Origin of the sequence: Enterobacter hormaechei ATCC 49162 (assembly GCF_001875655.1) — a bacterium.
Taxonomy (GTDB): Bacteria; Pseudomonadota; Gammaproteobacteria; order Enterobacterales; family Enterobacteriaceae; genus Enterobacter; species Enterobacter hormaechei.
The window spans coordinates 3,323,979-3,346,421 of sequence record NZ_MKEQ01000001.1 but is presented as its reverse complement, the minus strand read 5'-3'; the positions used below and the strand labels follow the sequence as shown (position 1 = coordinate 3,346,421).

Genomic DNA, 22,443 nt, shown 5'->3' with positions numbered 1-22,443 from the left:
GCTCTTGCATTTCTTACCGGAAATTCATTTACGAAGCATGCCTTCGATAAAATCTTTCCAGTTCCCCAGTTCACGTTCAATCATAACAACCTCTCTTATTATTATGCGCATTCTACGAAAACGTATCATCATTGTGAAGCCACTTTAACCGATTGCTGTGATTGCGCCCCGGTGTACTGGTAGGTTTATGATCACTATGAGCGTTGCCGGGTAAATTTTATGTGACCTACAGCAATATTTTGAAATAGTCAGAAAAATGACATCATTTTTAATTTCCTCCTGAGTTTATTGGCTATTTTATCAGGCTGGACAACTATGCTTAAAAGATGAAAGACTATTCAGCTTACAACTGTTCGTTGAATTATGGAGAATTGTAAATCACGAAAAATTCCGAATGTGATATATTCCACTTAAGGATATATCTTCGAAAATATTGAACATTTAATCCACAAATGAACAAAAGGATTCACTATGGTTGTGATGTACGGCATTAAGAATTGCGACACGATCAAAAAAGCCCGCCGCTGGCTGGAAGCACACAATATCGACTATCGCTTCCACGATTACCGAGCCGACGGGCTTGACCCTGCGTTTCTCCATTCCGCCATCAACGAACTGGGCTGGGAAGCGCTGTTGAATACCCGCGGGACCACCTGGCGAAAACTGGATGAATCTCTCCGGGCCACGATCAACGACGCCGACAGCGCAGCCAGACTGATGCTTGAAATGCCAGCAATCATCAAACGCCCATTGCTCTGCAAGCCAGGTCAGCCTATGCTGCTGGGTTTCAGTGAAACCCTTTATTCAGATTTATTCGTTGAGGTGTAGTCTATGTCATGCCCGGTCATTGAGCTGACTCAGCAGCTTATTCGCCGTCCTTCCCTTAGCCCGGACGACGCAGGTTGTCAGGCATTAATGATTGAGCGCCTGCGTGCCATCGGTTTTACCGTAGAGCACATGGATTTTGGCGATACGCAGAACTTCTGGGCATGGCGCGGTCAGGGGGAGACGCTGGCGTTTGCCGGACATACCGACGTGGTTCCCGCAGGCGACGCAGACCGCTGGATCAACCCGCCTTTTGAGCCGACCATTCGCGACGGCATGCTTTTCGGACGCGGCGCTGCGGACATGAAAGGTTCCCTGGCTGCAATGGTCGTGGCGGCAGAGCGTTTCGTTGCCCAGCATCCGAACCATAAAAATCGTCTTGCGTTCTTAATCACCTCCGATGAAGAAGCCAGCGCCCACAACGGCACCGTGAAGGTCGTGGAGGCGCTGATGGCGCGCAACGAACGTCTGGACTACTGTCTGGTGGGCGAACCGTCCAGCACTGAAGTGGTGGGCGATGTGGTGAAAAATGGCCGCCGCGGGTCCCTGACCTGCAATTTGACCATTCATGGCGTGCAGGGTCACGTAGCCTATCCGCACCTGGCGGATAACCCGGTACACCGCGCCGCGCCAATGCTGAACGAACTGGTGGGCATTGAATGGGATAAAGGCAACGAATTCTTCCCACCAACCAGCATGCAGATTGCCAACATCAAGGCCGGTACCGGCAGCAACAACGTCATTCCCGGCGATCTCTTCGTCCAGTTTAACTTCCGCTTCAGCACCGAACTGACCGACGAGATGATTAAAGCGCGCGTGATTGCACTGCTGGAGAAATATCAGCTGCGGTATACCATCGACTGGTGGCTGTCTGGCCAGCCGTTCCTGACGCAGCGCGGTAAACTGGTGGATGCGGTGGTGAACGCCATTGCGCACTATAATGAGATTAAGCCACAGCTGCTGACAACGGGCGGCACGTCTGACGGACGCTTTATTGCCCGCATGGGCGCACAGGTTGTCGAACTGGGTCCGGTTAACGCGACGATTCACAAAATCAATGAGTGTGTGAACGCTGCCGATTTACAACTGCTGGCCCGCATGTATCAACGTATTATGGAGCAGCTCGTCGCCTGACGGGTGCTTACAGAGGATTAGCGAATGGACTGGCTTTCAAAGTACTGGTGGATTCTGGTGTTGGTGTTTCTGGTAGGCGTGCTGCTTAACGTGATTAAAGATCTCAAGCGCGTTGACCATAAAAAGTTCCTTGCCAACAAACCGGATCTTCCACCGCACCGTGATTTTAACGACAAGTGGGACGATGAAGACGACTGGCCGAAGAAGGACCAGAAGAAGTAATTGTACACACCCCTCACCCCCGGCCCTTCTCCCCAAAGGGGCGAGGGGTGTTTTGTTCCCTCTCCCCTTTGGGGAGAGGGTTAGGGTGAGGGGCAACTCACATAAACTCTACAATATCATCATCATTCGGCTTACCGCCGCTGAGCGCTTCATCAAAGTAGTGCTTCGGTACGGTATAGCGCAGATGATCGAGCGCAAACTGCATGCTGCGATCGTCAATGGCATGCCCCAGATCGTCCACGATATCCAGCGTTACATCCCCGCCTTCACGTATCAGCGCGTCCTGGGCAGCAACCGCATGCGAAAGCTCAATGACCCGATCCTCACCCCCATGAATGAGATGGATGGTGGTCTGCGTCGTCGCGCTTTGCGGTAACGTCGCGAAACGCCCGTTAAAAGCAATCACGCGGGACACCAGCCCGGGCTGCGCTTTTACGCTTTCCAGCGACATGATTGACCCCTGCGAGAAGCCAATCAGCGCCGTCGCGTCAGCCCCTACGCCGCTCTGCTGCTGCCAGTAACGCACGGTATCGATAAACGCAGGCATAACGGCATCAATACGCGCCTGACGGTTCTCCTCCGTCACGCCTTCGACGGAGAACCACTGGCGCCCGTTCGGACCGCACGGCTCCACGCCACCGATGCTGACGATAAGTGCTTGCGGGAAAACGGGTGCAAACCAGCTGCCAATCTGTCCCATATTGACGGCATTGTCGCCCACGCCATGAAACAGAAGCAGTAACTGTTTAGCCGGTGTATCCGGACTTTGCACAACAAAATGGTCATGTTTCATGGCGATCTCCTTAATTGATGAGCAGGATTTTACGCCTCTGCGGGGTAATGACCATGCCACTTTACTGAAGAAGTCATTGAAAAAATTGCCATTGCAAAATGTCGGCTTTCAACTGCCGGGAACGGGGATAATCAAGCCTTTCAAGCGCGTGAGCGGTTTCCTCGCGTAGCTTCGCCAGCAACGCTTTCTGCCCAAAATCGTGCGTATTCCCTTCCATTTTCCCGCGCAGTGTCGGGAGAGGCATATCCACGGCTGACAACAACCGCGTCAGCGCCGCAACCGAAGTTGAAAACGCCCGGTGAGCAAAAGCAAACCCCGCCAGCTCCAGCCAGTCGTCACTATTAAGGGTAGCTTCCCACGCATCCGTCACCGGGATCTTTTCACCATTCCAGGCCGACAGGACGCGCATATCACGACATAAACGCTGATGCGCCTGCTCGCAGAGCTGACGCCCCGCCTCGCTCAGCGGCAGCAACGCCATCGCCGTATAGCACCCGCTGCTGGCTTCCCGGTGGCTGCCCATTCGCACCAGCACAAAGCCGCACTGCTGCCAGAAACGCCACAGTTCGTGGGTGTAGCCAAAGCTGACCGAGAGGTAATCTTCACCGCTGGCGCTGCGGATCAGCCGCTGGCCGATGCCTTCCCGTTGACGATGGGGATGAACCGCAATGCGGCTGACGCGTCGGCCTTTCAGCGTCGCGGCGAGAGGCGATCCGCCGTGCGCCGCCAGCGACTGCGCCACCAGATTTCCACGTGGCCGACGAAAGCCCGCCCATACCGCGCGGCTAAGTTGAGGGGTGAGTCCCCCCTCCTCCACCAGCCAGAGCGCACCCGTGATATCCACACCCGCGTGTGCAACCGCAAAATGCTGGCCGGGGGCGTCCATCATCCGGCGTAAATCGAGGGGTGACGTGCGGTAGTGCGCGGCACACAGCAGCTCATACACGCTTGCCACGCGCGCCGGATCGCTCTCCCACATCTCAGGCGCCAGCGAAGTTAACCGCACCTCTCCTTCCGGTTTGTGGTCGAGGAGCGCATCGTCGAACAGCAGCGCGTTCGCCACTATCCGCTCAAGCGGACATCCGGCAGCCCAGCGAATGGGAGTGGATAAGGTATATCGCCGCAGCCCGCTGAAATGGGCGCAAAACTTCAGCAGAAATCCCCTGCCTGTGCCCTCATAACCCTGAACCGTGGTGGTCAGCAACACGCGGGGAAAGCGCGACGCCAGCTTCTCGAGCAGCGGGCCGGGGATGGCGGCCGCCTCATCGACAATCAGCCAGTCAGCTTCTGTGGTGGAGGCCAGCAGCGCATCCGGGGCCATATAGTGAAACTGTTCCCCGGCGAAACGCGCGATGACATCCGTCGCCCCTTTTGCCGGTGCCGTCACTACTGCACTCCCCTGAATGCCGTTGAGCAACATGCCCGCCAGCGCCGATTTTCCGCGTCCGCGCGGTGCCGTGACGGCGGCCACGCCCGCAGGCATGGTCAGAAGGGCGTCGAGGATCTCAGCCTGCTGGCGCTGCGGCTCACCGCTGGCGGGCTGCCAGGCAGGTAAATTCGGCGTAACGGGAAGGGAAAGAGGACGATGTTGATGCCAGACGATGGCATCCGCATCGGCGGCAAGCGTCCGGCAAAAATGGTGAACGAAGTGCGGGGTGGCGATCGGCTCCGCGCTGTCGCTCCAGCGTAGAGAATCCGCGTCGGGCCTGTTAGCCCAGACGGAAAACGGCGGCACCAGCAGCACCAGAAGGCTTCCGGCGCGCAGGGTCCCGCTGAGGGCGGCGAAGGCCGAGACGTCAAACCCGCGACGCGCGTCAAAAACCGCGTGCAGGTATTCACGTCCCAGCAGGCCGCTGATGGCCTTGGAGGGGTTTTCCTCCAGCCACAGCCAGTCTCCGGGTAACGTATTTCGCAGGATAATCGCCTGGCTTAACGTCCACGGTTCATCGCCGCTGAGCACCACCAGCCGACGGTGCCCGGTACGCTGAAGCTGGTTAACCAGCTGTTCAAACCCCAGCATCACATAGCTTTGCCGAAGGTATTACACTGTGACGGATTGCCGCTGTCGAAGCCACGCTTAAACCAGCTATAGCGCTGCTCTGAGGTGCCATGCGTGAAACTGTCCGGCACAACGCGCCCCTGGCTCTGCTGTTGCAGGCGATCGTCACCAATCGCCTGCGCGGCATTCAGGGCCTCTTCCAGATCGCCTGTTTCCAGTACGCCCTGCTGCTGCATGCTGTGCCCCCAGACGCCAGCGAAGCAGTCGGCCTGAAGCTCCATGCGTACGGACAGACGATTCACCTCCGCCTGAGAAGCATTCTGCTGCATCTGGCGCACTTTTGGCTCAATGCCGAGCAGCTTCTGCACGTGGTGGCCGACTTCATGCGCGATCACGTAGCCCTGGGCAAAATCGCCGTCAGCGCCCAGCTTGCTTTTCATGTCGTCATAGAAGGAGAGATCGATATAAACGGTGCTGTCCGCCGGGCAATAGAACGGCCCCATAACAGACTGCCCGGTGCCGCAGCCGGTACGGGTTGCGCCACGGTACATCACCAGTTTTGGCGGCTGATAAGTCCGCCCCATTTTCTCGAACTGCTGACTCCAGGTATCTTCGGTCGTCGCGAGAATAACGGACGTAAATTTCGCCGCTTCATCTTCATTCGGGCTGATGGAGCGCTGAGAATACTGCTGCTGTTGCCCGGTTTCACCGGTCATCAAACCTGTCAGGTCGACGCCGTAGTAGCCCGCCACCAGTACGACGACCAGCAGAATAATACCGCCCTTGCCGCTGGGTAGACGAAAACCAGGCCCGCCCATAGACGGACCACCGCCACCACTGCTGCGTCTGTCTTCTACGTTGTCACTTTCACGACGCCCTTGCCAGCGCATAAACACCTCGAACTATTCCATTTATAATAGCTATGATCGTAGGCGGTTAATGAAAGGATTACCATAGTAAACAAGGATAAGACGCCAAAGGATGCCAACATCCTTTGGCAAATGCGCAGTTTAGTCGAGCTTAACGCCTAAACGGTGAGCAACCGCTTCGTACGCTTCGACCACCCCACCCAGGCTCTGGCGGAAACGGTCTTTATCCATTTTATCCAGCGTCTCTTTGTCCCACAGGCGGCTGCCGTCCGGCGAGAACTCGTCGCCCAGCACCACTTCGCCTTTGTACAGGCCGAACTCCAGCTTGAAATCGACCAGGATCAGGCCCGCGTCATCAAACAGCTTTTTCAGTACGTCGTTGGCTTTGTAGGTCAGTTCCTGCATGCGCGCCAGGTTCTCTTTGCTTACCCAGCCGAAGGTTTCGCAGTAGGATTCGTTGACCATTGGGTCATGCATGGCGTCGTTTTTCAGGAACAGATCGAACAGCGGTGGATTCAGTTCGATACCCTCTTCAATGCCCAGACGCTTCACCAGGGAGCCTGCGGCACGGTTACGGATCACGCACTCAACCGGCACCATATCCAGTTTTTTTACCAGACATTCCGTATCGGACAACAACGCTTCCATCTGAGTCGGGATACCGGCTTCGGCCAGTTTGGTCATAATGAAGTGGTTGAACTTGTTGTTCACCATGCCCTTACGATCGAACTGCTCAATGCGTGCGCCGTCTCCTGCTGACGTATCATTGCGGAATTCGAGCACCAACAGGTCCGGGTTTTCCGTGCTGTATACGGTTTTCGCTTTGCCACGATACAACTCAGCTTGCTTCTGCATCTTCATTACTCCTGGTGTGATGATTTGTATTCAAAACTGGCCATATTATGCCACGCACACGTTTGCGTGGCACGAAAATAAAAAGGGCGGGATTAACCCGCCCTCGTATTTATTTGCTGAATGCGGCCTGGAAGGCAGCGACCAGCGCATCGTTCTGCGCCTGGGTCAGCGTGTGTCCTTTCGGATCGATAAATTGCAGACTACTGCGGTTATCGAGGTCGCCAACCTGGATTTTGTAGTCACCGGAAGGCAGCTGTGGATCGCTTGCCCCCAGCTCCTGCCAGGCGCTATCAGACAGCGGCTTATAGGTCGCTGTGATGCTGCCCGTTGAACGGGTGCTGTCGGTCACCTTCATGCCCACTTTTTCAAGCGTAGCTGGCAGACGCTGCCAGGTCTGGTTAAACGGCGCACGCACCACCAGCATTGGCAGGCCGGTATCGTCTGCACCGCTCTGCACGTCAAACGTTGAACCGTTACGGTTCTGCGCGGCGTTTGCGGCATCGGTGGCGTTCTTATCCAGACCCGCTGCAATCACGTTCAGCATTTCGGTGCTGTAGCGCTGCATGGCGGCCGGATCGGCAACAGGTTTACCCGCCTGCTCAAGATTCAACAGCTTAACGGTAACCGCCTGCTGATAACCCTGCGGCTTAACGGAGACTTGATAACGACCACGGTACTGCTGGTCTTCATCGAGACGGTTCCACTCAATCCAGTCGGTGGTTAAGGTCTGGCTGGCGTCGTCGCGTTTATCAATCGTATAGTTTTTCGACTGAATGACGCTCACGACCTGCGGCCACAGCGTGGTACCGCGTGCGCTTTCCACCAGCAGAGAGGCGGTATCACCGGTGAACTGGGTACGCGCACCGCTCACCAGCGCCAGAGGCTGAGCTGGCGGACGAATATCGAGCGCTTTACCCACCAGGCCGCTGCCGTTCGTAACCGGAATATTATAATCACCGTTCTGGATCGGCAGGATCATGCCGGCAGGCGCGTGAAGTTCAGCAAGCGGCGGCGCATCCAGATAGGATTCATCACCGCTCACCTGGCGCTTGTAGCGCGAGTCTGAACTACAGGCAGCGAGGAGCATAACAAGCGAAACACCCGCAACCTTCGCCAGGCGCGACTTCTGTACTGAATAAGCCATCAAATCTCCCTAAACTTTACAGCAAACCGGCATGCTTCAGCGCGCCAGCGACAATTTCACGACCGTGGTCGGTAATCGGTGTCATTGGCAGACGCAGCGTGTCGGTTGCTACAAGCCCCAACTCCTTACATGCCCATTTCACTGGGATCGGATTGGGTTCGACAAATAATTTATTGTGCAACGGCATCAGACGCTGATTAATCACGCGAGCTTCATCAAAGTGACCGGCTGCGGCCAGTTTGCACATGTCAGCCATATCGCGCGCCGCCACGTTCGCCGTCACGGAAATCACGCCGTTACCGCCGAGCTGCATAAAGTCCAGCGCGGTCGCATCATCACCGCTCAACAGGATAAAGTCGTCTGAAACCAGCTCTTTGATCTGATGAACGCGGCTTAAGTTCCCTGTCGCCTCTTTAATCCCGATAATATTTTTTACTTTCGAGAGACGGCCAACGGTTTCCGGCAGCATATCGCAACCGGTACGGGACGGCACATTATACAGAATTTGTGGCAAGTCAGTATGTTCAGCGATGGCTTTGAAATGCTGGAACAAACCTTCCTGGGTAGGACGGTTGTAGTAAGGGGTCACCGTCAGACAGCCAACGATGCCGCTGTCGTTAAAACGCTGAGTCAGGCTAATCGCCTCTGCCGTTGCGTTTGCGCCCGTACCTGCGATGACCGGAATACGCCCGTCAGCCAGCTCAAGGGTCAGCATCACAACGTCGCCGTGCTCTTCGTGGCTCAGCGTTGCGGATTCACCGGTAGTCCCTACCGAAACGATCGCCGAGGTTCCGTTGGCGACATGGTAATCAATGAGCTTCTTCATGCTTGACCGGCAGACATTACCTTTTTCATCCATCGGTGTAACAAGCGCGACAATACTTCCCGTGAACATGAGCCATCCTCTGTGCGAACAAGAGCCTCAATGTTACGTTTGGAACTGTAATAAAAGCAAGCGACCTGAGGCTCTCAGGCGGTTGTATGCATGTTTTTTTTATGCTTTCCTTAGGAAGACTTAACCACGCAAAGGAAGAACAGGTTTGACAACCTCATCACAACATTACCTGGTTATCACTGCGCTGGGTGCTGACAGGCCGGGTATCGTGAATACCATCACTCGCCACGTGAGCAGCTGCGGCTGCAACATCGAAGACAGCCGGCTGGCTATGCTTGGCGAAGAGTTCACGTTTATTATGCTGCTTTCCGGAACATGGAATGCCATTACCCTCATCGAATCTACCCTGCCGCTGAAAGGCGCAGAGCTGGATTTACTGATTGTGATGAAGCGCACCACCGCGCGTCCGCGTCCGGCTCTGCCTGCCACGGTCTGGGTACAGGTTGAAGTGCCTGATTCACCTCATCTGATTGAACGTTTTACGGCGCTGTTTGACAGCCATCAGATGAACATTGCCGAACTGGTTTCCCGCACGCAGCCGGGCGATGAGAACGCAATCCCGACGCTGTTTATACAAATTACCGCACACAGCCCTGCCTCGCAGGATGCGTCAAATATCGAGCAAGCGTTCAAAGCCCTCTGTACAGAATTACACGCGCAAGGCAGTATAAGCGTCGTCGATTATTCGCAGCACGAACAGGATGGAGTTGAGTAATGAACCCACTGAAAGCCGGTGATATCGCACCGAAATTTAGCTTACCGGATCAAGACGGCGAGCAAGTAAATTTGACCGACTTCCAGGGACAGCGTGTTCTGGTCTATTTCTACCCGAAAGCCATGACCCCGGGCTGTACCGTACAGGCCTGCGGTTTACGCGACAACATGGATGAGTTGAAAAAGGTCGGCGTGGAAGTGCTGGGCATCAGCACCGATAAGCCAGAGAAGCTGTCACGTTTTGCGGAAAAAGAGCTGCTGAACTTCACGCTGCTTTCCGATGAAGACCACCAGGTTTGCGAGCAGTTTGGCGTCTGGGGTGAGAAGTCCTTTATGGGCAAAACGTACGACGGTATTCACCGCATCAGCTTCCTGATTGGCGCTGACGGTAAAGTTGAGCACGTGTTTGATGATTTCAAAACCAGCAACCACCACGACGTGGTGTTGAACTGGCTGAAAGAGAACGCGTGATAATTTTAGTGCCGGGTGGCGCTGCGCTTACCCGGCCTACATTCCGCGTGTAGGTCGGGTAAGGCGAAGCCGCCACCCGACTACAACGACTTCTCTTCCACCGCCGGCACATCCGGCCACGCATGCACCACCGCTTTAATCAGCGTCGCCAGCGGAATGGCGAAGAACACGCCCCAGAATCCCCACAGCCCGCCGAAAATCACTACCGATAAGATAATCACCAGCGGATGCAGGTTAACTGCTTCGGAGAACAGCACCGGCACCAGCAGGTTTCCGTCCAGTCCCTGAATAATCAGGTATACGGCGAAACAGCTCCAGAATTCCGTACCCAGACCAAACTGGAACAGCGCCACCCCCACCACCGGAATGGTCACCACAAACGCGCCGATGTACGGGATCAGAACCGAGAATCCGACCAGTACCGCCAGCAGCAGCGAATAATTCAGCCCGAAGATCACAAAACCAATCCAGGTCGCCACGCCCACCACAATCATCTCCAGCACTTTGCCGCGAATGTAGTTGGTGATCTGCTGGTTCATCTCCTGCCAGACCTGCCCGGCGAGACCACGATTGCGCGGCAGCACGCGGCGCACCGCGTTCAGCATCTGCTCTTTATCTTTGACCAGGAAGAACACCATTAACGGAACAAGCACCAGATACACCGCCAGGGTCAGCAACCCCACCAGTGAAGCCAGAGAGTATTTCACCACCGAGTCGCCCATGGTCATGATGCGGGCGCGCATGTTTTCGGCCATCGCATCGATGATCCCCGCGTCCATCAGCGCAGGATAGCGGCGCGGCAGCGTAGCGGCAAAATCGGACAGTTTATTCAGCATGCCGGGCATATCGCGGATCAGGTAGATCCCCTGTTGCCAGGCAACAGGCAGCACCACGAAGGACATCAGCAGCAGAATACCGACAAACAGCACCAGCACAATGCTGGTCGCCCAGCGGCGTGAACAGCCGATATGTTCCAGACGCGCGGTGGGCCACTCCAGCAGATACGCCAGCACAATCGCCACCAGCAGCGGTGCCAGAAGGCCACTAAAGAAAAACAGAATACCGAATCCGGCAACCAGAATGACCAGCAAAGCAATGGCTTCCGGGTCGCTAAACCGACGCCGATACCACTGCATTAACATTTCGAGCATACAACCCTTCCCTGAATCGAATGGCGGGAGTGAGACGGTGAATTGTATCTAACTGTCACAAAAAAGACTTTCCTTTTTGTATCACTGTCAGGTTTCGCAAAACCCTGATGAATGGGATTTTCTTCATCTCTTAACACGGCTACACTCGCAGAGCAGCGGAGATGAACGTTATGCGGGTTCATCGGTCAAATTAGCACATCCAAAATATAGGACAGTGGTTATGTTCAGGCAGTTGAGAAAAACACTGGTTGCGACACTGATTGCCGCCGTGACGGTGGGTCAGGTGTTGCCCGCTTTCGCTGACTCGTCCGATTCATTGCCGGACATGGGCACCACGGCAGGAAGCACGCTCTCCATCGGCCAGGAGATGCAGATGGGGGATTATTACGTACGCCAGCTCCGCGGCAGTGCTCCGCTGATCAACGACCCATTGCTGGTGCAGTACATCAACGGTCTCGGAATGCGACTGGTGGCGCACGCAGACTCGGTAAAAACGCCCTTCCACTTCTATTTAATCAATAACGACGAAATCAACGCCTTCGCCTTCTTTGGCGGGAACGTGGTGCTGCATTCGGCGTTGTTCCGTTATTCCGATAACGAAAGCCAGCTGGCGTCCGTCATGGCGCACGAAATTTCGCACGTCACCCAGCGCCATCTGGCGCGTGCGATGGAAGATCAGAAGCGTAACGCCCCGCTGACCTGGGTGGGCGCGCTCGGCTCTATTCTTTTGGCGATGGCCAGCCCGCAGGCCGGGATGGCGGCGCTTACCGGGACGCTGGCAGGAACGCGTCAGGGGATGATCAGCTTCACCCAGCAGAACGAGCAGGAAGCAGACCGCATCGGCATTCAGGTTTTACAGCGCTCCGGCTTTGACCCGCAGGCCATGCCGAGCTTCCTGGAAAAACTGCTCGACCAGGCACGCTACTCGTCGCGCCCGCCTGAAATTCTGTTGACCCACCCGCTGCCGGAAAGCCGTCTCTCGGATGCGCGTAACCGTGCCAACCAGATGCGTCCGGTGGTCGTGCAGTCTTCGCAGGATTTCTACATGGCCAAAGTGAGAACGCTTGGCATGTACAACTCCGGACGTAATCAGCTCACCAGCGATCTGCTGGACGCGCTGGCGAAAGGCAACGTGCGCGAGAAGAACGCGGCGCAGTATGGTCAGGCGCTCCAGGCGATGGAGGCCAGCAAGTACGATGAAGCACGTAAAGCGCTGCAACCGCTGCTGGCGTCGGCGCCTGACAATCCATGGTATCTCGACCTCGCCACCGATATCGATCTGGGACAGAAAAAAGCGACCGATGCGATCAACCGCCTGAAAGGGGCGAAAGACATTCGCAACAATCCGGTATTGCAGCTTAACCTGGCGAACGCCTACTTACAGGGTGGCCAGCCCGGTGAGGCGGTGACCATTCTTAACCGCTACACCTTTAACAATAAAGACGATCAGAACGGCTGGGAGCTGCTCGCCCAGGCCCAGGGGCAACTGGGTAACCGCGATCAGGAGCTGGCCGCACGTGCGGAAGGTCTGGCGCTGGCGGGTCGTCTCGATCAGGCCATTTCCCTGTTGAGCAGCGCCAGTTCGCAGGTGAAGCTCGGCAGCCTGCAACAGGCCCGCTACGATGCGCGAATTGACCAGTTGCGCGGCCTGCAACAACGCTTTAAGCCGTACGAGAAGATGTAATCAAGGAGAAGTCATGACAGACGCGGTAAAAATTTACCATAACCCTCGCTGCTCCAAGAGCCGCGAGACGCTGAATCTGCTGAAGTCTAACGGCATCGAGCCGGAATTGGTGCTGTATCTGGAGACGCCGCCGGATACGCAGACGATCCGCCAGCTGCTGAAGATGCTGAACATGGGCAGCGCGCGCGATCTGATGCGTCAGAAAGAAGATCTGTATAAGTCGCTCAATCTGAACGATACAACTCTCACAGAAGATCGGCTGATTCAGGCGATGGTCGACAATCCAAAGCTGATTGAGCGCCCGATTGTGGTGGCGAACGGCAAGGCGCGTATCGGTCGTCCGCCGGAAGACGTGCTCAAGATCGTCTAATCATTACGCCGCAGCGCTTCCAGAAACGCCTGCGGCGTACTCTCCCCCAGTTTTTTCTGTGCTTTTCCGCTGTTATAAAACTCGCACAGCTGGATCAACAGCTCTCCCGCCGGTTCACTATTGAGCCGGGGAATGATGTCGCGTAACGGCGGGGCAACCTGCACGGCCAGGTTTTGCTGCGGATGCACTTTCACGCTGACCCTGTGCCCCGGCAACGTCACCGCCAGCCCAAAAGTCTCAACAGATTGAATATCAGCCGGACACGCTTCCAGCACCTCGTTTGTCCAGTGGGTCAATAGCTGCGGCGATACACCGGCATAAAGCCGGGCGTAGCACCAGCCGCTGACGGGTTCACGCGCCCAGAGCAGGTGTTGCTCCCCACCGTCGTCCATATGCAGCGACAGTGGCAGATGATGCAGGAACAGCTTCTGCGGCACGATACCAGCCTTCAGCGCCTTTTTGCCCTGCAACGACGCGCCCTTTTGTTTTGCCGAAGCCGGTTTGAGGTAGCGGTTCAGGGTTGCGCGGGAAACGGCGATCCCGAGTCCGTCATTCACTAACAGCAGCAGTTCATCCAGCGGTGCCCCGGTGATATCCCGCAGGGCATTTATCAGTGCTGCCTGCTCTTGTCTCAGTGCTTTGTGTATCACTTTTGGCGTAGTGTGGTTATCCGAAACCTGGTCGCGGTTGCGCCAGCGCCTGACGGTAGTCACCGAGATCCCCAGCTCAAGCGCAAGCTCTCTGTCGCTTTTATCTGACTGCTGAAGATAGCGACGGATACGCGGCGTGGTGGTGGCGTTGGCATGCAGTTTGATTTCCATCGCGTAACTCTCCGAAACCAATCTTATGAGATTTATTGTGCAACAGCGAACGCTTTGTGACCGATTTCACCTTTCGCTCGTCACGCTTCACTGATAATCCACAGACATAACATAAACAACACCTCTCAATCTTGTACGGAGTTCACAATGAACAATGTTCTGGGATTTCTTGAAGCAAAACTGATGCCGCTGGCGGCGAAAACGGCCCAGCAGCGTCATCTTGGGGCCATTCGTGGGGCCTACGTTTCATTCATGCCGTTTATCATCGTCGGCTCTATACTGCTGGTGATCTCCTCCTTCCCTAACCAGGCCTATCAGCAGTTTATGTCTCATGCCTTTGGTGAGAGCTGGAGCGCGATTATTGAAATTCCATTCAACGCGGTGTTCTCGACCATGTCGCTGTTTATCAGCTTCCTGGTGGCCTACCGCCTGGCCGAGCATTATGGTGAAGACCGCATCTCCTGCGGCATCCTGGCGCTGGTCGCGTTTCTGATCCTCACGCCCTTTATCAAAGTGGCGGAAAACGGCGGCATTACCGTGATACCGGTGGAGTGGATTGGCTGCAAAGGACTGTTCGTGGCGATGATCGGCTCGCTGCTGTGGACAGAACTGTTCTGCTGGCTGAAGCGCAAAAAGCTGGTCATCAAAATGCCGGACGGCGTGCCTCCTGCGGTGCAGGAGTCCTTCGCGGCGCTGATCCCGGCCCTGCTGGTGATGATTCTGGTGCTGGGCATCCGCATCATCTTCGAAAACACCCACTACAACACTATCCATCAGTTTATCTATGAGGTGGTCGCCACGCCGGTGCGCCACTACGGCACCTCTTATTTCGGTGCGCTGATGACCGTATTCAGCATCACCATTCTGTGGTCAGTGGGCATTAACTCCGGTTCGATGATCAACGGCATTATTCGTCCGCTGTGGATGGAAAACCAGACCGACAACATTGCCGCGATTCAGGCGGGAACGACACCGCCGCACATCATTACCGAACAGTTTTTTGACATGATCTGGATGGGCGGCGCGGGCGCCACGCTGTCGCTGGTGATAGCGATGCTGATTTTCGCCCGCAGCAAAAATATGCGCGAAGTGGCGCGCCTCGGCGCCGGGGCTTCGGTATTTAACATCAACGAGCCGATTCTGTTTGGCCTGCCGGTGATCATGAACCCGATCATGCTCATCCCGTTCAACCTGGTGCCGCTGGTGCTGGTCACCGTGCAGTATCTGGCGATGAAAATTGGCGCGGTTGCCGTCACCACCGGGGTGTTTATTCCCTGGACGCTGCCGCCGGTTATCAGCGGCTTTATCGTCACCGGACACCTGAGCGGCAGCGTGATGCAGCTTATCAACCTGCTGATTGGCGCCATGCTGTACCTGCCTTTCATGCGTATCGTGGATAAACAGTACCGCGCCGCGGAACTGACTCCCGCTACGCAACCCGACACCACCCTTGCAAAACAGGAGTAAAGCATGTGGGGAATTATCGCTACCTGGCGAATGGCGCTTGAAGGCGTAACGGAGTCCGCATCTGCCCTGGCGGCAGGGAAACCGGTCGCGACGGCGGTTGTTGATGCCGTCGCTGCCGTGGAGGACTTTCCGCTGTATAAATCCGTCGGCTACGGCGGCCTGCCGACCGAGAACGGCGAGGTGGAGCTGGACGCGGCCTATATGGACGGCGACACGCTGGCGTTCGGCGCCGTGGGCAATCTGGTGGATATCGCCAACCCGGTGCGCGTGGCGCACGCGCTTAGCCGCCAGCGTTATAACAGCCTGCTGGTCGGCCAGGGCGCGCGCGAATGGGCGCTGAGCCAGGGCTTTGCCGACAAAACCATGCTCACGGATCGGGCCATGCAGCACTACCGCAAGCGCTGCCGCGAGACGCTGGACAAGGGGTTAAGCCCCTACGACGGACATGACACTGTTGGTATTATCGGCCTCGATAAGCAGGGTTCGATGAGTGTCGCCACCTCCACCAGCGGTCTGTTTATGAAAAAACGCGGTCGCCTCGGTGACTCCCCCATCATCGGCTCCGGCTTTTACTGCGACAGCGAAACCGGCGCGGCCACCGCCACGGGCGTCGGCGAAGATTTGATGAAAGGCTGCACCAGCTACGAAATCGTTCGCCGGATGGCGCAGGGTATGTCGCCGCAGCAGGCTGCGGATTCGGTGGTGTTCGAGCTGGAAGACAAGCTGATGTCGCGCTTTGGTCGCGCGGGCGATCTCTCCGTGGTGTGCATGAACAACAAGGGCGAGTTCGGCGCCGCGACCAACATCAAAACCTTCTCGTTTGTGGTGGCGACGGATCGTCAGCCTCTCACGGTTTATCGTACCGAACGTCTGCGGGAGAAAACGCACTATCACGCGGTAGATGATGAGTGGATGCAGGCCTATGCCGCGCGGATCCGTGCGCCGATTGAGGAGTCATGATGATCACGTATCAGTTTATCAACGCGCTTTCAGACGCGAAGCCGCAATGCCATTTTATCGCATCCGCCTCCTGTACGCTTTTGCCTGAAACAGCGCTCGTCGCCGAGATGCGCGCGTCTGACGGCATTGCAGACACGCGCTTTGGCTGCGCGCCATTTGGCCGCATCACTCTGCTGCCGGATGCGCTCTGGCATGACGCCCTGACCGAAGGGTTGCTCACCGCCCTGCGACCGCTGCTTGCCACCCCCACCAGCGCCGAACTCTTGCTGGACGTGACGGATATCGACGATGTGGTGCTGGTGCAGGTACTGCGTTTTCTCTTTAACCAGGCGCACAGGCTCAGTGACCTTAAGCTGAAGAAAACGGACGAAGCGGTGCGTCTTACCTGCATCACCGCCCTCTGCCTGCCGGAACAGCAGGCGAAGCTGGAAACAATCTTCCGCCAGCAGCAGGCTGTCGCCCACGGCATGGTCGCGGCGCGACGTCTGGCGGATACGCCGTCTGACCGCTGCACGCCGCAGTTTGTCGTCGAAGAGGCGCAAAAACTGTGTGCCGCCTTCCCTGCCCTGCGGTGTGACGTACTGGACGAAACGCAAATCGTTGAGCAAGGGCTTGGGTTGCTGCACGCCGTCGGCAAAGGGGCGACCTGCCCGCCGCGGCTGCTGGCTATTCATTATGAGGGTGCCCACGACGGCCCGGTACGCTGCTACGTGGGAAAAGGCATTACCTTTGATACCGGCGGCCTGTGGCTGAAAGAGGGCGCGGGCATGTACACCATGAAATACGACATGTGCGGTGCGGCCAACGTGCTGGGGCTGATGCTGACCGTGGCAGAGCTGAAATTACCCGTGCGCATTATGGGCGTGCTGGCGCTGGCGGAAAACGCCATAGGCCCGGAGGCCATGCAGCCCGGCACGGTGGCGACAGCCTGCAACGGCACCACCGTTGAAATCAACAATACCGATGCTGAAGGTCGGCTGGTGCTGGCGGACGCCATCGCCTGGGCCAGTAAACGGCATCCGCAGGCTCGCTATATCATTGATATGGCGACCTTAACCGGTGCAGTGGTGAAAGCGCTGGGCTATGCGCTAAGCGGATTAATGACCCAGGATGAACCGCTGCGCGCGGCGCTGACGCAGGCGGGAAAACAGAGCGGTGACGAGGTGTGGTCCCTGCCGCTGGACGCCCGGCTGAAAAAGCAGACCGACAGCGCCATCGCCGATCTGTGCAACACGCCGACCAACAACGCGGCAATCAGCGCCTCGGCGGCATGGCTGCTGCATCACTTTTGCCCGCCGACAATCCCGTGGGCGCATCTGGATATCAGCGGCACGGCGCTGTGGCGAGAAAATGGACGGAGCGTGGCGTCGGGAAGACCGATTCCGCTGCTGGTAGAGCACTTGCTGGGGGATCTTTAGCCGGGTGGCGGCTGCGCCTTACCCGGCCTACAAGGTATGACGGGTTTTCGTAGGCCCGGTAAGCGCAGCGCCACCGGGCAAAAAACTCAAAGCTTAAGAATATCTTTCACAAACGGAATGGTCAGCTTGCGCTGGGCGGTGATGGAGGCGCGATCGAGCTGATCTAGGGTATCAAAGAGCGTGCGCATTTCGCGGTCCAGCCGTTTCAGCAGGAAACGGCCCACGTCTTCCGGCAGCTCGAAGCCGCGCAGTCTTGCCCGCAGCTGAAGCGCCTGAAGTTTGTCTTCATCCGACAGCGGTTGCAGCTTGTAGATTTGTCCCCAGTCCAGACGAGACGCCAGATCCGGCAGACCAAGATTGAGCTGACGCGGCGGACGATCGCCGGTGATCAGCAGCCGGGTTTTGCCCGACTCCAGAATGCGGTTGTAGAGGTTAAAGATTGCCATTTCCCACGGCTCATCCCCCGCCACGCATTCAATATTATCGATGCAGACCAGGGAGAGATGTTCCATGCCCTCCAGCACCTCAGGCACAAACCAGGTGCGTTTATCCAGCGGCACATAGCCTACCGCGTCACCGCGGGCCGAAAGCTCCGCACAGGCGGCATGCAGCAGGTGGCTGCGCCCCGCGCCTTCGCGTGACCAGATATAGATGTATCCGCTGTGTTCCTGGCGCAGCACGTTTTGCAGTGCAGCCAGTAAAGAGGGGTTATCACCCGGCCAGAAACTCGCGAAAGTTTCGTCGTCAGGGAGATAAAGTGGCAGAGAGAGCTGTGCCGGTCCGTTCAGAAATACCTCAACCAGAGATCTTACATAAAATCGGAATGGAGTTTAACACGGAACCTGCAAGGAGAGAACCGGGCGATCCTTCGCCCGGCATGACGATCAATGTGGCGCTTTTTCGCTGTCGTCCGCGTCCAGCACCACCTCTTCCGGGCGGATCACCGAGATCAGCTTGAAAATCAGGCTCAGGCCGACACCGACGATGGTCGCCAGCGCCATGCCTTTTAACTCAGCCGCACCGATGTGCACCTTCGCGCCGCTCACGCCGATGATCAGGATAACGGAGGTCAGGATCAGGTTCTGCGCCTTGCTGTAATCCACTTTGGATTCAATCAGCACGCGAATACCGGACGCGCCGATTACTCCGTACAGCAGCAGGGAAACGCCGCCCATCACCGGCACCGGGATAATCTGGATCGCTGCCGCCAGCTTGCCGACGCAGGAGAGCAGAATGGCGATGATCGCCGCGCCGCCGATAACCCAGGTGCTGTAGACGCGGGTGATCGCCATTACGCCGATGTTCTCACCGTAAGTCGTGTTTGGCGTGGAACCGAAGAAACCGGAGATGATGGTCGAGAAACCGTTGGCAAACATGGAGCGGTGCAGGCCCGGGTCGCGGATCAGGTCGCGCTTCACGATGTTCGCCGTGACCACCAGGTGGCCAACGTGTTCCGCAATCACCACCAGCGCGGCAGGCAGAATGGTGAAAATGGCAAACCATTCGAAGCGCGGGGTGTAGAAAGTTGGCAGCGCGAACCAGTGCGCCTCGGCAATCGGGGTGGTGTCCACAACGCCCATCACGAAGGAGAGCGCGTAGCCCGCCAGCACGCCGATCAGGATCGGGATAATCGCCATGAAACCGCGGAACAGCACGGAGCCAAACACCGTCACGCCCAGCGTCACCAGCGAGATGATGATGGTTTTGGAATCCGGTGACTGACCGTCCGCAGGCAGCAGACCAGCCATGTTCGCCGCCACGCCCGCCAGCTCCAGGCCGATGACGGCAACGATGGCGCCCATCGCCGCAGGCGGGAACATGACGTCCAGCCAGCCGGTACCCGCTTTCTTCACGATGAAGGAAACGAGGCAGAACAGCACGCCACACATGATAAAGCCGCCCAGCGCGACCTCATAACCCAGCGGCAGCAGCAATAACACCGGTGAGATAAACGCAAAGCTCGATCCCAGATAGGCCGGGATTTTGCCTTTACAGATGAAGAGGTAAAGCAGCGTACCGATGCCGTTAAACAGCAGCACGGTAGCCGGGTTAATGTGAAACAGGATTGGCACCAGCACGGTTGCGCCAAACATGGCGAACAGGTGCTGCAAACTAAGCGGGATTGTCTGTAAAAGCGGCGGTCTTTCACTCACCCCGATAGCACGGCGCGTCATAGTGTTTTCCTCTGAGTGTTATTGTTGGTTTTTATTCAAAAAAAAGCCGACTATCAAAGTCGGCTTCTTTATCGTTATTCGATTATTTAGTACCAAAAATCTTATCGCCGGCATCGCCCAGCCCCGGGATGATGTACCCGTGCTCGTTCAGCCCTTGGTCGACAGACGCGGTATAGAGTTCAACGTCCGGGTGCGCTTTTTCCAGCGCCGCGATACCTTCCGGCGCCGCGACCAGCACCAGCACTTTAATGCTGCTACATCCTGCTTTTTTCAGCAGGTCGATGGTGGCAATCATCGAACCACCGGTCGCCAGCATCGGGTCAACCACCAGCGCCATGCGCTCGTCGATATTGGATACCAGCTTCTGGAAGTACGGGACTGGCTCAAGCGTCTCTTCGTTACGGTAGATACCCACCACGCTGATACGCGCGCTTGGAACATGCTCCAGCACGCCTTCCATCATGCCCAGACCCGCACGCAGGATTGGCACAACGGTAATTTTTTTACCTTTGATCTGCTCAACCTGTACCGGGCCGTTCCAGCCTTCGATGGTCACTTTTTCCGTTTCCAGATCGGAGGTCGCTTCGTAGGTCAGCAGGCTGCCCACTTCAGAAGCCAGTTCGCGAAAACGCTTCGTGCTGATGTCATGCTCACGCATCAGGCCCAACTTGTGTTTAACGAGTGGGTGTTTCACTTCCACAATCTTCATTCTCTTTCTCCTCTGAGGCGGCATCCGCAAAAAAATCGCGGGATTATACCGCTTTTTTCGGATTGCGCCATACCCATCTTGCTTGACAGGGATCAAGCAAAGACAAAAAAGCCGGAGGCTTGGCTCCGGCTTGGGTGCGGGATTCTGCCGGGTGGCGCTAACGCTTACCCGGCCTACACATCCCGTAGGCCCGGTAAGCGCAGCGCCACCGGGCAATTATAGCTGCTCGCCGTTGCTCGCAATCACCTGCTTATACCAGTCGAACGATTTCTTCTTACTGCGGTTCAGCGTGCCATTCCCTTCGTTATCTTTATCGACAAAGATAAAGCCATAGCGTTTTTTCATTTCGCCCGTTCCGGCAGAAACCAAGTCGATACAGCCCCACGGGGTATAACCCATCAGATCCACGCCATCTTCCACTACCGCTTTTCTCATCTCGCGGATGTGCGCTGAAAGGTAGTCGATGCGGTACTGGTCATTCACCGTGCCGTCGCTCTCCTGCACGTCGATCGCGCCAAAGCCGTTTTCAACAATGAACAGCGGCAGTTGGTAGTGATCCCAGAACCAGTTCAGGGAGTAGCGCAGCCCGACCGGGTCAATCTGCCAGCCCCAGTCGGATTTCTGCACGTACGGGTTAGAGACCAGGCTCTTGCTCTCGTCGTAATCCAGCGTCGGGTTATCCGCCGTCGCTTTGGTGGCGAAAGACATGTAGTAGCTGAACCCGATGTAATCCACGCAGCCCTGCGTCAGCGCCGCTTTATCTTCTTCGGTGATATCCAGCGCGAAGCCGCGACGTTCAAAGTAGTTGAGCAGATGCTGCGGATACTTGCCGCGCACGTGGACGTCGGTGAACCAGTAGCGGCGATGCATGGCGTTCATCGCCATCATCATATCGTCCGGGGCACAGGTCAGCGGATAGATCGGACACATAGCAATCATGCAGCCGATTTGTAGCGACGGGTTGATCTCGCGCCCCGCTTTCACCGCCAGGGCACTGGCCACCAGTTCATAGTGCGCCGCCTGGAACATCACTGGCTCGCGGTCTTCTCCCGGCGCATACTTCAGCCCGGAGTTGGTAAATGGCGCAAAGTCTTCGTGGAAGTTAGCCTGGTTGTTGATCTCGTTAAAGGTCATCCAGTACTTCACTTTATGCTGGTAGCGCTCAAAAACGACCTTCGCAAAGCGGACAAAGAAGTCGATCAGCTTACGGTTGCGCCAGCCGCCATATTCCGTGACCAGGTGGAAAGGCATCTCGAAGTGGGAAAGCGTAATAACCGGTTCGATGCCGTGCTTCAGGCACTCGTCGAACAGATCGTCATAGAATTTGAGTCCCGCTTCGTTCGGCTCCAGCTCGTCGCCTTTCGGGAAGATTCGTGTCCAGGCGATGGAGGTGCGGAAGCATTTGAACCCCATCTCGGCAAAGAGCTTGATGTCTTCTTTATAACGGTGATAGAAATCGATGGCTTCGTGGTTTGGGTAATTTTTCCCCTCAAGAACGCCATTGGTGATTTCACGCGGTACACCGTGGGCGCCTGCCGTCATGACATCGGCAACGCTTACGCCCTTGCCGCCCTCTTTCCAGCCGCCTTCAAGCTGGTGCGCCGCCACGGCCCCACCCCACAGAAAACCTGCTTTAAATCCTGACATTCGCTTTCCCTCATTCTGCGTTATTTTCTGCAAAAACAGTTACAGAAACCGGTTTCAGTTTGATGATGTGCAAAGGGGGTAGCCGTTGCAAGCAGATCGCCGAAACCGGTTTCATTTTCGT

At 56.6% G+C, this 22,443-nt stretch carries 23 protein-coding genes; 10 read left to right on the top strand and 13 right to left on the bottom strand.

All coding sequences use genetic code 11. The annotated features are described in order from the left end of the window. Positions 1–24 precede the first annotated feature (24 nt). Complete coding sequence (ypfM, locus tag BH712_RS24695) at positions 25–84, bottom strand: protein YpfM (protein ID WP_015572204.1); 60 nt, start codon at positions 82–84, stop codon at positions 25–27. Positions 85–471: 387 nt separating this feature from the next. Between ypfM and BH712_RS16625 the strand changes: the two genes are divergently transcribed. The 3 genes from BH712_RS16625 to BH712_RS16615 are packed head-to-tail and all read left to right on the top strand — an operon-like array spanning position 472 to position 2,181. Next, positions 472–828, top strand: a complete 357-nt coding sequence (locus BH712_RS16625; RefSeq protein ID WP_006811475.1) for an ArsC family reductase — start codon at positions 472–474, stop codon at positions 826–828. A 3-nt stretch (positions 829–831) separates the two neighbouring features. Further along, the gene (gene dapE, locus BH712_RS16620) at positions 832–1,959 is read left to right on the top strand and encodes a succinyl-diaminopimelate desuccinylase (protein ID WP_006811476.1); all 1,128 of its coding nucleotides are present in this window, start codon (positions 832–834) and stop codon (positions 1,957–1,959) included. A gap of 24 nt (positions 1,960–1,983) precedes the next feature. Continuing rightward, positions 1,984–2,181, top strand: a complete 198-nt coding sequence (locus tag BH712_RS16615) for a YpfN family protein (RefSeq protein ID WP_000383991.1) — start codon at positions 1,984–1,986, stop codon at positions 2,179–2,181. A 97-nt stretch (positions 2,182–2,278) separates the two neighbouring features. Here the strand turns inward: BH712_RS16615 and ypfH are convergent, their stop codons facing one another. From ypfH to dapA, 6 genes are all read right to left on the bottom strand, one after another. Beyond that, a complete protein-coding gene (gene ypfH, locus BH712_RS16610) occupies positions 2,279–2,974 on the bottom strand; it encodes an esterase (RefSeq protein ID WP_006811477.1) in 696 nt (231 codons plus the stop codon). Positions 2,975–3,047: 73 nt separating this feature from the next. Beyond that, positions 3,048–4,994, bottom strand: coding sequence for a tRNA(Met) cytidine acetyltransferase TmcA (locus BH712_RS16605; RefSeq protein ID WP_006811478.1), 1,947 nt, complete (start codon positions 4,992–4,994; stop codon positions 3,048–3,050). Beyond that, a complete protein-coding gene (ypfJ, locus tag BH712_RS16600) occupies positions 4,994–5,863 on the bottom strand; it encodes a KPN_02809 family neutral zinc metallopeptidase (protein ID WP_032674126.1) in 870 nt (289 codons plus the stop codon). Before ypfJ ends, BH712_RS16605 begins: the two co-directional genes overlap by 1 nt. Positions 5,864–5,983: 120 nt before the next feature. Next, positions 5,984–6,697 carry a phosphoribosylaminoimidazolesuccinocarboxamide synthase gene (gene purC, locus BH712_RS16595; RefSeq protein ID WP_001171626.1) on the bottom strand — a complete coding sequence of 238 codons (714 nt, stop codon included), beginning with the start codon at positions 6,695–6,697 and terminating at the stop codon, positions 5,984–5,986. 109 nt (positions 6,698–6,806) lie between these two features. Next, complete coding sequence (gene bamC / locus BH712_RS16590; RefSeq protein WP_006811481.1) at positions 6,807–7,841, bottom strand: outer membrane protein assembly factor BamC; 1,035 nt, start codon at positions 7,839–7,841, stop codon at positions 6,807–6,809. A 16-nt stretch (positions 7,842–7,857) separates the two neighbouring features. Continuing rightward, positions 7,858–8,736, bottom strand: a complete 879-nt coding sequence (gene dapA, locus BH712_RS16585; protein WP_003860542.1) for a 4-hydroxy-tetrahydrodipicolinate synthase — start codon at positions 8,734–8,736, stop codon at positions 7,858–7,860. A gap of 145 nt (positions 8,737–8,881) precedes the next feature. Between dapA and BH712_RS16580 the strand changes: the two genes are divergently transcribed. Next, the gene (locus tag BH712_RS16580) at positions 8,882–9,451 is read left to right on the top strand and encodes a glycine cleavage system transcriptional repressor (protein ID WP_000213743.1); all 570 of its coding nucleotides are present in this window, start codon (positions 8,882–8,884) and stop codon (positions 9,449–9,451) included. Next, entirely contained in the window at positions 9,451–9,921 is a 471-nt protein-coding gene (gene bcp / locus BH712_RS16575) for a thioredoxin-dependent thiol peroxidase (RefSeq protein WP_006811482.1), read from the top strand. The genes BH712_RS16580 and bcp overlap by 1 nt, the downstream gene beginning before the upstream one ends. Positions 9,922–10,001: 80 nt before the next feature. Here bcp and BH712_RS16570 read toward each other — a convergent pair whose 3' ends face one another. Continuing rightward, the gene (locus BH712_RS16570; protein ID WP_006811483.1) at positions 10,002–11,072 is read right to left on the bottom strand and encodes an AI-2E family transporter; all 1,071 of its coding nucleotides are present in this window, start codon (positions 11,070–11,072) and stop codon (positions 10,002–10,004) included. Positions 11,073–11,292: 220 nt separating this feature from the next. On the opposite strand from BH712_RS16570, the gene bepA reads away from it, so the two are divergent. Beyond that, on the top strand, positions 11,293–12,756 hold the full coding sequence (gene bepA / locus BH712_RS16565) for a beta-barrel assembly-enhancing protease (protein ID WP_003860547.1): 1,464 nt from the start codon (positions 11,293–11,295) through the stop codon (positions 12,754–12,756). 13 nt (positions 12,757–12,769) lie between these two features. After that, a complete protein-coding gene (arsC, locus tag BH712_RS16560; RefSeq protein ID WP_006811484.1) occupies positions 12,770–13,126 on the top strand; it encodes an arsenate reductase (glutaredoxin) in 357 nt (118 codons plus the stop codon). Here the strand turns inward: arsC and BH712_RS16555 are convergent. Next, positions 13,123–13,947 (bottom strand): hypothetical protein, encoded by an 825-nt coding sequence (locus BH712_RS16555; protein WP_006811485.1) that lies wholly within the window; start codon positions 13,945–13,947, stop codon positions 13,123–13,125. The genes arsC and BH712_RS16555 overlap by 4 nt on opposite strands. 147 nt (positions 13,948–14,094) lie before the next feature. On the opposite strand from BH712_RS16555, the gene celB reads away from it, so the two are divergent. From celB to BH712_RS16540, 3 genes are read left to right on the top strand one after another with little or no spacing between them, the layout of a single operon-like run. Beyond that, positions 14,095–15,414, top strand: coding sequence for a PTS cellobiose transporter subunit IIC (gene celB, locus BH712_RS16550; protein ID WP_006811486.1), 1,320 nt, complete (start codon positions 14,095–14,097; stop codon positions 15,412–15,414). A gap of 3 nt (positions 15,415–15,417) precedes the next feature. Continuing rightward, entirely contained in the window at positions 15,418–16,374 is a 957-nt protein-coding gene (locus tag BH712_RS16545; RefSeq protein WP_006811487.1) for a glycosylasparaginase, read from the top strand. Further along, positions 16,374–17,792, top strand: a complete 1,419-nt coding sequence (locus BH712_RS16540; RefSeq protein ID WP_032673989.1) for a leucyl aminopeptidase family protein — start codon at positions 16,374–16,376, stop codon at positions 17,790–17,792. Before BH712_RS16545 ends, BH712_RS16540 begins: the two co-directional genes overlap by 1 nt. Before the next feature lie 86 nt (positions 17,793–17,878). On the opposite strand, the gene BH712_RS16535 is transcribed toward BH712_RS16540, so the two are convergent. The 4 genes from BH712_RS16535 to BH712_RS16520 form a co-directional block, all read right to left on the bottom strand. Next, positions 17,879–18,580 (bottom strand): DnaA inactivator Hda, encoded by a 702-nt coding sequence (locus tag BH712_RS16535; RefSeq protein WP_211482948.1) that lies wholly within the window; start codon positions 18,578–18,580, stop codon positions 17,879–17,881. Between the two features lie 96 nt (positions 18,581–18,676). Beyond that, complete coding sequence (gene uraA, locus BH712_RS16530) at positions 18,677–19,966, bottom strand: uracil permease (protein WP_003860558.1); 1,290 nt, start codon at positions 19,964–19,966, stop codon at positions 18,677–18,679. Positions 19,967–20,048: 82 nt separating this feature from the next. Next, positions 20,049–20,675, bottom strand: a complete 627-nt coding sequence (gene upp / locus BH712_RS16525) for a uracil phosphoribosyltransferase (protein WP_003860560.1) — start codon at positions 20,673–20,675, stop codon at positions 20,049–20,051. Between the two features lie 216 nt (positions 20,676–20,891). Further along, positions 20,892–22,322: a 6-phospho-beta-glucosidase gene (locus tag BH712_RS16520; protein ID WP_006811490.1), complete on the bottom strand. Its 1,431-nt coding sequence runs from the start codon at positions 22,320–22,322 to the stop codon at positions 20,892–20,894. Between the last annotated feature and the right edge of the window lie 121 nt (positions 22,323–22,443).